This window comes from Flavobacterium limi (assembly GCF_010645075.1).
Lineage (GTDB): Bacteria > Bacteroidota > Bacteroidia > Flavobacteriales > Flavobacteriaceae > Flavobacterium > Flavobacterium limi.
On the sequence record NZ_JAADZV010000004.1, the window covers coordinates 55347 to 70806 of the forward strand.

Annotated in this window: 6 protein-coding genes and 1 pseudogene; 3 read left to right on the forward strand and 4 right to left on the reverse strand. The window is 34.9% G+C overall.

Features of this window, described 5'->3' with window-relative positions; translation table 11 throughout:
• The first annotated feature begins 75 nt into the window (after positions 1-75).
• The 3 genes and pseudogenes from GXM16_RS09705 to GXM16_RS09715 all read left to right on the forward strand — a co-directional run bounded on the left by GXM16_RS09705 (position 76) and on the right by GXM16_RS09715 (position 6116).
• The gene (locus GXM16_RS09705; RefSeq protein ID WP_163394180.1) at positions 76-1590 is read left to right on the forward strand and encodes a hypothetical protein; all 1515 of its coding nucleotides are present in this window, start codon (positions 76-78) and stop codon (positions 1588-1590) included.
• A 198-nt stretch (positions 1591-1788) separates the two neighbouring features.
• Positions 1789-5445: pseudogene (gene purL, locus GXM16_RS09710) on the forward strand (phosphoribosylformylglycinamidine synthase); the annotation flags it as partial.
• 239 nt (positions 5446-5684) lie between these two features.
• The gene (locus GXM16_RS09715; RefSeq protein WP_163394182.1) at positions 5685-6116 is read left to right on the forward strand and encodes a hypothetical protein; all 432 of its coding nucleotides are present in this window, start codon (positions 5685-5687) and stop codon (positions 6114-6116) included.
• A 190-nt stretch (positions 6117-6306) separates the two neighbouring features.
• Here the strand turns inward: GXM16_RS09715 and GXM16_RS09720 are convergent, their stop codons facing one another.
• The 4 genes from GXM16_RS09720 to GXM16_RS09735 form a co-directional block, all read right to left on the reverse strand.
• Complete coding sequence (locus tag GXM16_RS09720) at positions 6307-7017, reverse strand: dioxygenase family protein (RefSeq protein ID WP_163394183.1); 711 nt, start codon at positions 7015-7017, stop codon at positions 6307-6309.
• Between the two features lie 126 nt (positions 7018-7143).
• Complete coding sequence (locus GXM16_RS09725) at positions 7144-7722, reverse strand: Crp/Fnr family transcriptional regulator (RefSeq protein ID WP_163394184.1); 579 nt, start codon at positions 7720-7722, stop codon at positions 7144-7146.
• 377 nt (positions 7723-8099) lie between these two features.
• Positions 8100-8636 (reverse strand): hypothetical protein, encoded by a 537-nt coding sequence (locus GXM16_RS09730; RefSeq protein WP_163394185.1) that lies wholly within the window; start codon positions 8634-8636, stop codon positions 8100-8102.
• A gap of 9 nt (positions 8637-8645) precedes the next feature.
• Complete coding sequence (locus tag GXM16_RS09735) at positions 8646-15383, reverse strand: RHS repeat-associated core domain-containing protein (protein ID WP_163394186.1); 6738 nt, start codon at positions 15381-15383, stop codon at positions 8646-8648.
• Positions 15384-15460 lie beyond the last annotated feature (77 nt).

Consider the following 15460-nt stretch of genomic DNA (forward strand, 5'->3'; position numbering starts at 1 on the left):
GAAAATGCTATTCTAAAATTAAAAATCCCTTTTTGCATATAAGATTTTTGCTATTTTTACAGAAAAACAATTCAAATGCGTCATTATTTTGTGCTCTTTATTTTCGGAATTCTTTTAGCTGCCAGTTCATGCCGGACTGATTTTGACACCGTTGCCAGTTCAGGGGATTTAAAATTTTCAAAAGACACTGTTTATTTAGATACCGTTTTTAAAAATATCGGAACGAGTACATATAACTTAAAGGTTTACAACCGAGGTAAAGACGATATTAACATTCCGGTTATTCAGCTAAAAAACGGTTTAAACTCAAAATACAGAATGACCGTTGACGGAATGAACGGTAATAATGGCAAAATTTTCAATAATGTTACGCTTTTAGCCAAAGACAGTTTGTACATTTTTATTGAAACTACAGCAGATATTACAGATGCTAATCCGACTGATTTTTTATATACGGATGAAATTCAGTTCGACAGCGGCTCCAATCTTCAAAAAGTAGCTTTAGTGACCCTGATTCAGGATGCTGTTTTTTTATATCCAAAACAAAATGCTGACGGAACTAAAGAAAAAATTGAAATTGACGGTAAAGAGGTTGACGGATTTTATCTTGATGAAAATGACGAAACAAACGGAAATGAGTTACTTTTTACAAATGACAAACCTTACGTAATTTACGGATACGCAGGAGTTCCCGAAAATAAAACGGTAACTTTTGAAGCCGGATCAAGAGTACATTTTCATGAGCAATCAGGATTTTATGTAAGCAACAAAGCTTCGCTCCAGATTAATGGAAATGTCTCCACAACAAAAAAATTAGAAAACGAAGTTATTTTTGAAGGTGATCGTTTAGAACCTGAATATTCTGATGTTCCCGGACAATGGAATTCGGTTATATTCGCTGACGGAAGCACCAATCACTCTATCAATCATTTAACTTTAAAGAATGCTAAAATTGGTCTGGATATTAGAAACCAGGATGCTACCACCTTTCAGATTAAAAATACGCAGATTTACGATTGTTCTAATTACGGAATCCTGGCTCAAAATGCTAAAATTAACGGAGAGAACATCGTTATCAATTATGCCGGTTTAGCAGCTTTATCGTGCGTTTACGGAGGTGATTATAAATTTACGCATTGCACATTTAATAACACCTGGTCTGGCGGACAGCAATTTGCAGTTAATTTAAGTAACAAACTTACGGGCGCAACACCGGAAACGAATCCGCTTATTCAGGCTACTTTTAACAATTGTATCATTTATGGTTCTAATACTAATGAATTCAACTTAGACAAAAACGCTAATACTGCTTTTGTTTACCAGTTAAATAATTGTCTGCTGAAATTCGGCAGTACATCAAATCCTGACTATCAATTCGGCACAGATACAGCACATTACAATGCTATTATTTTAAACGAAAATCCGAAGTTTTTTAATCTCAACCTGAATAAACTTAACATTGATAATACTTCTGCCGCTTTCGCGAAAGGAAATCAGACTTTTATAATTCCGTTGGATATTATTGGAAATACGAGAACTTCACCACCAGATTTGGGTGCTTATCAGAATAAAGATTTTCCGAAGAAATAATTATAGAGTTTAACCATATAAGTTATATAAGAAAATTTAAGTTTTTTTTCCAAAGCAAGCTTTAAATGAACTTCTATCACTTATATGGTTCAAAAATCACAAAAATCACTTTATATTTCCCGAAAGACTTTGTTATCAAATTTGCGCTTGCTATTTATTTAAACTAAATTTGCACCTCAATACAACAAACTACACAAAAAAATGATCCATTTCTTTGAAAACCAAAGCAAAACTGTTTTTGCCGTACAAACGCAAAACGAAATTTCAGCTCAAGACATTTCAAAATTAAACTGGCTTTTTGCCGACGCAAACAAGATTGATAAATCCGCACTGACGGGTTTTTTTGTTGGTCCGCGCGCCACTATGATCACACCCTGGAGTACTAATGCGGTAGAAATCACCCAAAACATGGGAATTCCCGGCATTATCAGAATTGAAGAATTTCATCCTGCAACGGAAAACTTCACCGATTTTGATCCGATGCTTTCTCAAAAATTCAACGAATTAGATCAGGAAATTTTCACGATTAATATTCAGCCGGAACCCATTCTGGAAATTGAAGATATTGCAACTTACAACAAAGTTGAAGGTTTAGCCTTGAGCGAAGAAGAAGTAGATTATTTAAATAATCTTTCGACAAAACTTGGAAGAAAATTAACTGACTCTGAGATTTTTGCTTTCTCTCAAGCGAATTCAGAGCACTGCCGTCACAAAATTTTCAACGGAACTTTTGTTATTGACGGCGAAGAAAAAGAGACTTCACTTTTCAAATTAATCAAAAAAACATCTCAGGAAAATCCTAACGATATTGTGTCTGCTTACAAAGACAATGTTGCTTTTGTGAAAGGTCCAAAAGTGCAGCAATTTGCACCAAAATCAGCTGATAAACCTGATTTTTACGAAATAAAAGAATTTGATTCGGTTATCTCATTAAAAGCAGAAACACACAATTTCCCAACAACTGTTGAACCTTTCAACGGAGCTGCAACTGGATCCGGAGGAGAAATCCGTGACCGTTTAGCGGGAGGACAAGGTTCATTGCCTTTAGCAGGAACTGCAGTTTACATGACTTCTTATTCTCGTTTGAAAGAAGACCGTAAATGGGAAAATGCAGTTGAAGAAAGAAAATGGTTGTACCAAACTCCAATGGACATCTTAATCAAAGCTTCAAACGGAGCTTCTGATTTCGGAAACAAATTTGGACAACCGCTTATTACAGGTTCTGTTTTAACTTTCGAACACGAAGAAGAAAACAGAAAAATTGGTTACGATAAAGTAATCATGCAGGCGGGCGGAATCGGTTACGGAAAATTGGATCAGTCTATTAAACAAAAACCACAAGAAGGCGATAAAATCGTAATTCTGGGTGGAGAAAATTACAGAATCGGAATGGGTGGTGCTGCGGTTTCTTCTGCAGATACAGGAGCGTTCGGTTCAGGAATCGAATTAAACGCAATTCAGCGTTCGAATCCGGAAATGCAAAAACGTGCTGCAAACGCAATTCGTGGTTTGGTAGAAAGCGACAATAACCCAATTGTTTCGATTCACGATCACGGTGCGGGTGGTCACTTAAACTGTCTTTCTGAGTTAGTGGAAGAAACTGGAGGATTAATCGATTTAGATAAATTACCAGTTGGAGACCCTACGCTTTCTGCAAAAGAAATCATTGGTAACGAATCTCAGGAAAGAATGGGATTGGTTATTGGTCAAAAAGATATCGATACATTACAAAGAATTGCCGACAGAGAGCGTTCGCCAATGTACGAAGTTGGAGATGTAACGGGCGATCACCGTTTTACATTCCAGTCACAATCTAACGGCTCTAAACCGATGGATTATGCTTTGGAAGATTTCTTCGGAAGTTCTCCAAAAACAATCATGACGGACAAAACTGTTGACAGAAAATATGCTGATGTTGCTTACAATTCAGCAGATTTTGAATCGTATTTAAAAGACGTTTTACGTTTAGAAGCAGTTGCTTCAAAAGACTGGTTAACCAATAAAGTTGATCGTTGTGTTGGAGGAAAAGTAGCAAAACAGCAAAATGCAGGTCCGTTACAATTGCCATTAAACAATGTGGGTGTAATGGCTTTAGATTTCTTAGGAAAAGAAGGAATCGCAACTTCTATCGGGCACGCTCCTATCGCGGCTTTGATTGATCCTGCTGCAGGCTCCAGAAATGCTATTGCAGAATCATTATCAAACTTAGTTTGGGCTCCAATTATTAACGGAATCAAAGGCGTTTCACTTTCTGCAAACTGGATGTGGGCTTGTAAAAATGAAGGTGAAGACGCTCGTCTATACGAAGCGGTTCAGGCCTGTTCAGATTTTGCTATTGAATTGGGAATCAATATTCCGACAGGAAAAGATTCACTTTCAATGAAACAAAAATATCCAAATGACGAAGTAATTGCGCCGGGAACGGTTATTATTTCTGCTGCCGGAAACTGTACAGATATTAAAAAAGTAGTTGAACCTGTTTTACAGAAAGACGGAGATTCAATTTATTATATCAATTTGTCTCAGGATAATTTCAAATTAGGAGGTTCTTCTTTTGCACAAATTAGAAATACAATCGGAAACGAAACTTCAACTATTAAAGATTCTGCTTTCTTTAAAAATGCATTTAATACCATTCAGGAGTTAATTGGTGAAAATCAAATTTTAGCCGGACACGATATCGGAAGCGGTGGTTTGATCACTACTTTGTTAGAAATGTGTTTTGCTGATGTAAATTTGGGGGCAAAAATTGATTTCAGCGCTTTCGCGGAAAAAGACTTATTGAAAATCCTTTTCTCAGAAAACATCGGAATCGTTTTCCAGGCAAACTCAAACGAAGCAGTTGAAGCTAAATTGAAAGTAAACAATATCGAATTCTTCAAAATTGGATCTGTACAAAATACAGCAGTTTTAGAATTTGGAGATTATAAATTGGATATTCCAACTTACAGAGATGTTTGGTTTGAAACTTCTTATCTATTAGATCAGAAACAATCTAAAAACGGAACTGCAAAAGCACGTTTTGAAAACTATAAAAATCAGGTTCTAAACTATACTTTCCCTGCACATTTTACAGGAAAAGCACCAGTAATTGATGCTTCTAAGCCAAGACCAAAAGCAGCTATTATCCGTGAAAAAGGAAGTAATTCTGAGCGTGAAATGGCAAACGCTATGTACTTAGCAGGATTTGACGTAAAAGACGTTCACATGACGGATTTAATTTCGGGTCGTGAAACTTTAGAAGATATTCAGTTTATTGGAGCAGTTGGAGGATTCTCAAACTCAGACGTTTTAGGTTCTGCTAAAGGATGGGCCGGAGCTTTCTTATACAACGAAAAAGCAAAAACAGCTTTGGACAATTTCTTCAAAAGAGAAGATACTTTATCTGTGGGAATCTGTAACGGATGTCAGTTGTTTATGGAATTAGAAGTTATTAATCCGGAACATGAAGTTCACGGAAAAATGCTTCACAACGACAGTAACAAACACGAAAGTATTTTTACTTCTGTAAAAATTCAGGAAAATAATTCGGTTATGTTATCAACATTGGCAGGAAGTACTCTGGGGGTTTGGGTTTCTCACGGAGAAGGTAAATTCAATTTACCAATGGGAGAAGAAAACTATAATATTGTTTCTAAATATGCTTATGAAGGATATCCGGCAAACCCGAATGGTTCTCATTATGACGTAGCTATGTTGTGTGACAAAACAGGAAGACATTTGGTGACAATGCCTCATATTGAGCGCTCTACTTTCCAATGGAACTGGGCTCATTATCCAAAAGACAGAAATGATGAATACACGCCTTGGCACGAAGCTTTCATCAACGCCAGAAAATGGATTGAGAAAAACTAAAACTTAGTTTTCATTAATATAAACTGCCTCAGCAATATATGTTGCTGAGGCAGTTTTTTTTACGATTATCTCTTTTTCAATTATTACACTTTTTGCTTATATCAGATAATTATTTTTCTGAGTTTAACTTTAAGCTAAATTCAAAAATGAATGGTTATTTTCCTGCAAAAATTAAAGTATATTAGCCAAAGAAATGCCCCCATTTTTAAAAAAGTTCCAAAACCTAAAACCTACGTAAAATGAAAATCCTCAAAGCATTCCTTTTTATCTTATTTTTTGTTACTACAAAATCACATTCTCAAGTTCAGGTTGATAAAATCGTATATAAATCAAAAGAGCATTATATTGCTACTACGCTTCCTTACCATATTACCGGTACATTCCTGCCTCCGGACAAAAAATCACCAAGCACGGTTTTAAATGAAGATGGAACCGGAGTGATTCAATACGATGATATGACCAGGAAAAAAATAAACTGGGGAATAGAGTGCAATTGGGAAGGTGCTGCTATACGTAAGGAAGGATACAATAGTGCTTCGTATACATTTTGGTACAGAACGGAAGATAGCGATGAATGGATGTACAGCCAGTTCTCTATTCATTTTCTTAAGAAAAAAATGTATTTAATGGGCGAAAGAATCAAAATTTACGAAGATTATAACGTACAATAAGGGCTTGGGTCACTTAAAATTAAACTTCATCATTACTCGCTTTTTTCAAATTATAAGCCTTAGATTTAAGTTGTTACTAATCGCGAACGAGTCAAATGGTTTGTATCGAACACTAAAACAGGGCTTCATGAACTGGCTCAGAATACTCAACACTTTTTACTAAAAAAATGTACTAAATAAAATTATTTTTTCAGGAAACAGTTATAACTTTTGAAAGTGTATAGCCATCAATATTATTGCCAGTTACGGTATCAGCCATATTTTGGGTTAAACTATCTGAAAAAAGCGAATCCTGTGTATTGGATCTGTCCGGTTCTCCTTTATAGCCATTGGCCGCATATACTGCGGAATAAACGGAAGTCGGAAAAGCAATTTGTGTGACTAAAAGCGAACTGCCTGCTGAAGTTAATACCTGAACATGCAGGTGTGGCGCCCTTCCAGGATACCAGCCAGGAAAAATACTTAAAAAAGAAACCTCCCCATTTACATTAGTGGTTTGTCTGCCACGAAGAAAATTTTGATTAGTGTAATTTGCTGACTGAAGCTGATTGCCCCCATACTGTGAGTAATTTCCATCTTTGTCACACTGCCAGATGTCTACCATAACATTAGAAAGCGGCAGACATCCGTTACTTTGATCCTGAATTATTATTTTGATCAGCAAAGGTATACCTGTCCTGTCGCCAATTATATTGGCCTGTACTAGCTGTGCCGGAGTTTTAATCGGGAAAGGCCCGACCATTTCAACCGGTGAAACCAGACAGCTATTTGAATCAGTTCCGGGATCAGCTTCAGTTTCGTTTTCCTTTTCATCTTTAGAGCAGGATGAAATAAATGCAGGCATTACAGCCATCGTACCTAAACCTAATAGTCCTTTTTTTAAGAATCGTCTTTTATCCATGATTTTTTTTATTATTGATCGCAAGATTCGAGCAAGTGAAGATCCTCTCACTATTTTTAATTGCTTTTATGCAAATATGCAGCCGGTTCAGCTTTAAAAACATTGAACAAGGTCAATAAATAACTTTTATTTGATGAATATTTTTTTTCGGATCCTGCTCAAAAATTCATGGCTGATTCCGAGATAAGACGCTATCTGAAGATTGTTAAGCCGCTGTGAAAGCTGTGGGTATTTTTCAATAAAATCCAGATAAAGCTGGTCAGCGGTTTTGCTTAAGTTATCCATCATTCGCTGTTGCAGGGCAATATGTGTTTTCTGTGTCATTACCCTGAATAATTTTTCTATTTTCGGAATATGTTCATAGACATATTCTTTATCTTTCCTGGATATGAGCAAGACTTCACTGTCTTCTAAGGCCTGAATGTGCAATTTTGATACACTGGCATTGGTAAAACTATCAAGATCAGTTACCCACCAATTTTCAATAGCAAAATAGAGAATCTGCTCAACACCGTTTGAATGAACCCTGTAAACTCTGAAAAGCCCTTTCGTTACAAAACCTTCAAACTCGCATACTTCGCCTTCTTTTAATAAAAAGCTTTTCTTTTTAACAGTTGAACTTTGAAACAAATCACAAAATTCGTCCAGTTCCCTATCTGAAAGCGATATTGATTTAGATACATATTGCCTTAAATTATCCTTCATAGAAAATTTTACTGTTTTAAAATATAACAGCTGATATCATTGTTACCCTTCTAAAATATATAAAATTTTTATGAATACTGAGCTGTATCCTGCTGTGTAGTTTTTTTGTGCGGCATCAATTAATTTTATCTTATTGGGAAATAAAGCTTGTCTCCAATTCTACACGAGTATATATTTTTATACAATATCCATGCCTCATTTATTTACTGTTATCCGTTCTGACCCGTCCTGAAATAACAAAACCTCGCATTCCTGCAAGGTTTTATATTCTATTCTTTGCCGATTCTCTTTGCGGGCATGGAAAGAATTTCCGCATCTGGTAGTCTACTGTAGACTCCTCTTTTTTATTTATATTAACTATATTCTTTTTTAATGAATCATTTTAATTTTTTATAATTCCTTTTTGCATATTGTACCTCAAAAGGGCCATCTTTAAAACCTATTTCTCTCAATGCTATTGCTTTATGAATTTTACTAAATTTTTTAATATTATACTCAATCATATTACCTGAATTAAGTAATTCAATAAATAGTATTCCTTCTTCATTATTAATAAAGAGGTAACGGTCACTTTTATAATTTTTTTTATCTTCATAATAATATTTTGAAATAATTATAGGGTTTCCATTTAAAAGCAATTCTTTAGAATCAATTCTTTTTAAAATGTTAGAATTAAAATAAACACTATTATCAGAATATCGTAGAGTATCTATATGCTTGTCAAACTTATAGACATAATAACATCCAGTACTTTTTACATTTTTTATCATTTCTGAATTAAATATTTTATAGTTAGGACTAATTTCAGAGAAATTAAAAACTCTTATTTCAATATTTTTTATTGTTTTTATGTCTACATTTTTACATGAGACAAATAATGTTAAAAACAAAATCCAATAAGTAATATATCTCACAAACATAGTTTAAAGTTTATTTAGTGCTCTTTGTAAACCAACCAAATACAAATTTGAATTCGGCTGATAAAACGAAAATCCAAATCGATCTTGGAATTGATAGGCAAAGACTTCATCTAAAGCAATTGATTTATTCCAATCTTTATAATAGTTAAAACTATTCGCAAAAAAACCTGTGTATCTTGATATGGCGTGTCCAAACTCATGTACTAACTTTTCTGCTGTTCCTCGATATGTAGTAAATGCACTTCTATAAATATTTATAAAACCATCATCCGATCCCGTGTAAGTTTCGTTTTTACTTTCTCTTAAAGTCATATACTGTGCAGAGGAGCCATCAGGTGCCCAAGAAGAATCTTTAAAATCAACCTGAACTTTTCCTCCCGCTACCTTATTTAAAGCTTTAAAAGTTCTTAACTTCATTAATCTATTTAATGTTTCTTGATTTGCAGGTGCTTTACCATTCCCTTCATTTCCAAACTCTTTATCAAGATCTTCATTTAATTTTTTTATTAAGCTTTTGTTAGGCCTACTATGCAAAACATGGTTTAGTCCAGCTACAATACCCCCAGTTACAGCTCCCTGCCAGAAATTCCCTCCTGTTAGTTCTGCCCCTACACCTCCGCTTAATGCTCCAAAGGCAATAGTACCAACTGTACTATTTGCAAATTTACCAGCTCCAGCACTCCATCCAGATGCTCCTAAACTACCAAAAAATCCTCCGGCTGCTCCACTTAGAAAACCTGCACCTCCTGATTTCATCATTGCCAAAGCACCTTGTGCTACACCGTGTGCTGCTGCCTGAACGAGAAATTTGGCACTTTGCAAACTCGAAGCAAATGCTGTGTTCGCTCCTGTTGCTGCGACTGTAAAACAACTTCCTATCCCAAAGGTAACCGCTCCTGATACTGCACCCCAAAAGGCAGATTTCAGCATTCCGGACAAACTTAAACTCGCATCGGCACCATTCATTATGGCGGCCGTAACCCCTATCATGTAACTTGCGGTTCCTATCATTGCCCCAATAATAACAGCAGCAAGAAGCCCCTCACCTAAACCAAAAATTTCTCCGCTCGGATCGTTATACAATAATGGATTATTCGTTACATAACCATATTTATTGTAACACTGGGTATTATAAGGGTCCTGAATATTTTCATCAGCATTGAGAAAACGTCTTTGTAATGGATCATACAACCTTCCATTCATGTGTATAATACCTAACTCTGTAAAATGCTCATGACTTGTATATCCGCGGTCTAATATACTTAATGCTCCATTTGTAAGGGTACCCCAGGCGTCAAAATGGCGCTGCTCTACCAGATTACCTGCTTCATCACTTATAGCCAATATACTGCCTAAATAGTCCTTATGTAAAAATAGGTATTTTGCATTAGCATCAGCATAATTCTTTACATAAATAATGTCACTGTCATAAGGGGTTCCTATGTAAAGTACATGTTTTTCCTTTCCTGTAGTATTGTCAGTCGTTATTTCGTAACTGCCGTCTTCACTATAGTATTTTGTGAATTTCCCCTGTTTGTCTTCTATGAAATTACCTCCATAGGTCACCATTTGCCTCATTTTAGTTAGTCCGTAACTAAATTGAGCGTCTCCTTTTTGGCCATCTATATATATTGGGTCATTATTTTCATTATAGGTTATGAATTGTGGTATATTATCGTCATAATTTTGAACGCCTACAGCATTAAGCAGCTGCGTGTCGGCCTGGTATATGTTATCTGTTCTAAAAGTGGTTGTTCCCGTTTGGTCGTTTTCAACGATACGGCCTTTATCGTCATAAGTATTACTGGATAATAATCCTGTTTTTGGATTTGTCCAGCTTTTTAATCGGTTATTATCGTCATAAGTAAATACTTCGTCAACCGCTATTCCTCCTTTTCTCGATCGATTTTTCAATTCATTTTTTATAGCATCAAAAGCATACGTCATTTGAAGTACATTAGGCTGTACTGATGATGTATGTGCTACTGAAGTCAGAAAATTATTTGTATCATATTTATTTTCTATAGTTACGGCTCCTAAATTGGCTTTTAGTACTTGTCCGTTGGCATTCACTTTGTTCAATTGCCATAATACTTTTCCGGTGTTTTTATCTTTTATCTGATACAAGGCACCATTCCATGCACTGTAAATATTTTCCAGAGTCGTCTGGGTCATTTGCCCCGATGAATAGAGTCCTTTATCATAACTAATAACACGTCCTTTATCATCATACGAGATATTCTTCTTAAAAAATAATTTCCCGTTGCTGTCTTCACTTGTTGTGAGTACACGACCATTTGCATCATAAGTCATGTAGGTCAGATAACTTTTACCATTGGCGGTCCCTTTTTTATCCGTTATCATTCCTGATGCATTATAAATAAAACTGATAATTTTATTGGTTGTCTTACCACTATCCCCAGTGGACAGCTCTTTTTGGGTAATCAGCTTCCCCTGGGTATCGTATGTATATTCTTTAGTTCCTTTTGGACTGATTTCTTTTAATAATTGACCAAATCCATCATATTCATATCTATAAGTACCATTAGAAGGGTCTGTAAATTCGGACTTCCTTCCCCATAAATCGTACTTTGTAATCACATTATTTTGACCGTAAGCAGCCGAAGTATTTTGTCCTGCAGCATTATAGGTGAATTTTATAATTCCACCTGTATCTTCAGATTCTGTCACATTGCCTAAGACATCTGTAGTTTTTCGATTGGTACGATTGTAACCATTTGATTCTTTTACTTTTGTAGTGAGTCCTGTAACTTCTGTTTCTATAATTTTTCCATTAAATCCTGTTACCGTTACTTTTGCAGGGAAAACCGAATCGTCATAACTAAATACGTTCCATTTTGGTGTTTCAGCCTGATCATATAGTTCACTTTCTCTTATTTTTCTGCCTACTGCATCATATTCTACTTGTTTAGCAATATAAGATCCTGATTCAAATCCTTTGGTTTTTACGAGGTATTGCTCGCCTTTTTTATTGGTGTGAGTTTCTTTTATGTTACCCGTCGGGCTGTATTCGGTAGCAATAATATCATCACCTTGCTTTTGATAGGTGTAAGTTGTAGTACCAGTTAAATTATGCTTAGATTTTGTCATTTTACCCCATCCATCATAGGTATTCGTAAGTACGTTTCCAAGTGGATCAGTTTGCGTGAGGACTTGTCCCCAGTCATTAGTAGTAGTCTGTGTAATCAAACCTAAATTATCGGTAGTTTTTATAACAAACAATCCCTTAGCATCATACTCGTTTTTGACAGATTGAGTCTGACTGTCCTTATCATTCGTCTTTGTCTTTTCAGTAACATTACCATAACCGTCGTAAGAGTACGTATCTGTAACAGACTTCGAATAATCCTGATTAAAAGTTGTTATTGTTTTAGGTAAACCATTTTCATATGTATAGGCTGTTTTACTTTTTTTAGTATCCCCATAAACCGTTACAATATCTTCTTTTTCTTTAATTCTGCCTACATAATAATCTTTTCCAGTTCCAGAAGCGTTATCCAGATATGTTGTATTAGAAGTCATTTTAGCAAAACCGTTATTGATATTAGTTTCAATTTTTTTAATTAAATTAAAATCTCCATATGTCATAGTAGCGGTTTCAGTTCTGTTCTTTAAGAAATCTTTTTCTGTCGATCGGTATGGCACTATCGTTTCTACGCCGGTAGCTGCCGATTTATCTGTTGTATATTCTAAAAATTTAAAAGACAAGAGTTGTGAATTATTCACAGAAACATCTGTTGGAAAAACGTCGCTATCTTGTCTTGTACTCCATTCTTTTATCACTGAACCGCTTAGTAAAGGATCAATCTCCAGACCCGACCAAATTTTGGTATTTTCGAAACCTGATGCATACCAATTGGAACGAGCCGATTTACGAAAACCAATCATTCCTCTCCCATTTACATGGGCTAAAAGTCCACGGTATTTAAAATCCTGCTTCCTGTCTAGCTGGGTAAGTTGCGAAACAACAAAAAATTGCGAAACATTTTCTAATTCTACAAAAGGGTATTTTTCCTTTTTAGAAGTTGAATAAAAATCAGGATCACTTTGTGAATTTAGCTCTTTATAGTTTATTACTGTAGAGATATTGCCTTGTTTGATCGTATTTATACGTGCAGTTTTCGAGGTATCATAAAGATTAAAAGTATACATCAAACCTTTAGAATTATCCAATCGATTTGTTCCTAAAAGCAATATGTTATTATTTATCTCATTCATTAAAAAATCACCGACCATTTCCCCATAATCATACAATTCTCCCGGATTACTAAAACTATAATTATAAAGATTTGTGAAATTAACATCAATAGTACTACTCGCCCCATTATTTCTAAAAACTTTTATATTAGTTTCAGTCTTTCGACCTGCCGATAATTTAGAATCTATAATGTAGTAATCAAACTGAACAAATTCACTTTTTCCATCCTTATCGAGGTCTATGGCTTTATAGTTTATTCTTCTCAAAGCTCCCACATTCGATAATTGTAACACTTGAGAAGGATACCATTTACCTAATCCTGGTTTATACTCCTCTTTAAACCCATCACCGGTAGACAGATAAAGTCTCCAGTCTCCTGAAAGTGCATCTGCTTTATAGTTGCCTTGCATTCCCATAACAGATACCGGATTCCCTAATGCTACCGGCACCATTAAATCTGTTTTTTTATCACCATTAAAATCTCCTAAAACAGCATTGTCCCTTAGTCCGTTAATTGTTGTTAATGGAAAATGCTTATAGGTGTAATTTAGCTTTTGCGTAGTCTTTTCCCTGTAAAACTCTGTAAGATAAGGAGATCCATTACTGTAAAAGTTCAAAATATCCGATTTACTATTCCCATTAAAATCTCCAATTTTACCCTTTTCAATCTGGTTATACAAACTAGTTATTAAAAAAGAATTTTCTGGAGTTGTAGTAGGACTTAGATCTACTATTATTGAAAAATTTTCTTCGTTATTTGTAGTTTCATATTGATCATTAGCATGGCGAATATCCTGATAATATCTTTTTGTGCCCAAAATAACAACTTCTGAAATACCATCGCCATCTACATCAAGTGGCATCATACTTTTGATCCATGTGTCCCTTGTAATTGAATAATATGCATCCATACTATCTTCATAAGGCTGTTCAAAATACTGCATGGCTTCATCATACATTTCGCCAGGTATAGTTTTAGATGTTTGCAATTTCACAACTCCATCCTCTATAGCATACACTTCTAAAAGAAGATCTTTTTTAAACGAGTCCGGAATTGGTATTAGTTTTCGTACAAGTATTCCTTGTCTGGAACTAATTTCTCCATTACTATTTCTAAATGTTACAGCCACAGCTTTATTCAAATCTTCTTTAGTTAATGTTGATAAACCCATAGGTACATTCTGCTCAATTTTATCTCCTAAATATGATTTTGAAAATGTGAGACCTTTTGGTATTGTTATCCATTCTAAACACCAGCCTTCAGGTCTACTACGATTTAAACAGGTACTGTATTGATCGTGATATTGTAAATAATCTATTGTACCGTCTCCATCAAAATCTCCCACTACCTTATTGCTGGTATTATCTAAAAATTCTCTTGAATCCCAATTGGAATTAGAAGATTTTTGATATTCAAAAGAAACTGGATTTGCAGCCTGATTTTGAGAATTATACTCTATTATTTTATCAACATACTGATAATTGGTATTATTATCATCTTTGATATAATTAATTATATACTTTTTAAATTGATTTCCATTGGCATTTACTACTATATTAGCGAGTAATTTATCCTGCAAAAATTTTGCTCCATAGATATAAGAAACTTCCTTATAATCCCTTGTCGTGTAATTAAAAACAATGCTATTAAAGTGTTCTGTAACAACAGATTCATTGCCTCCCCATTGTACACTGGTAATTAGTGATACATTATTATTTTTTGTATAGTTATATGTAATGTAGTTCCCTTGTGCATCTTTCCATTTTACAAGGTTATACTCCATAGGTGTTCTGGATTCATTGGTTGTACCATACCAAGCTTGGGCGCCATTATCAAAGGTTATTTCAAAAGATTGTGGACCTTTATAAACTTCTCCTGTTATGCTTCCTACAGATTTTATTTTTAAAGTGGAAAATTTTTCGGTAACATATTCTGTACCATCTTTGCCATATGTCGTTTCATCTCCCGGCGTCTTTAGTAATAGCTTTTGTCCATTAAACTCATAAAAATCAGTATAGTCAAGCTGAACTGCTTTTGAATCGCCATCTTTTTCGATATTTTTACCAAGTCTTCTAATGCTAGTAATACCCGAAAGCGAAAAACCCATACCTGCAATCCCTATACCGGAACCACTTGTATAAAACAAATTCATTTGCGGTGCTACCCCATTGATACTTGGAGGTAATGCGATTGGCAGAGTAAATTGTAACTGCCCATCCCCACCAACAGCAATTGTTCCTTTAGTATCATGAAAATTACCTGTTCCTACTTCTCCGGAAAGATTACTTTCTCCTGCAGTTGAATTCGTTGTACCTCCACTAGAAAAAGGGTCTGAACTCGCTCCAATAGTAGCCGTAAATGAACCCGTTATTGCAGAATTGGCAGTAAAACCATTTGATAAAATAATAGTTTTAGGATCAGAAACGGTTCTTGATACGGTTTCTGCCTTATTAAGAATTTGCTGAGAAAAACTTAAGTTTATAAATAATAACGAAAAATAAGTAAATAAATAATGTTTCATTACAATGTTTTATCACTTCCAGTTCCACTTCCATAAATTGCAGCAGAACTAAATGTTATTAGTAAATTAATTATTAA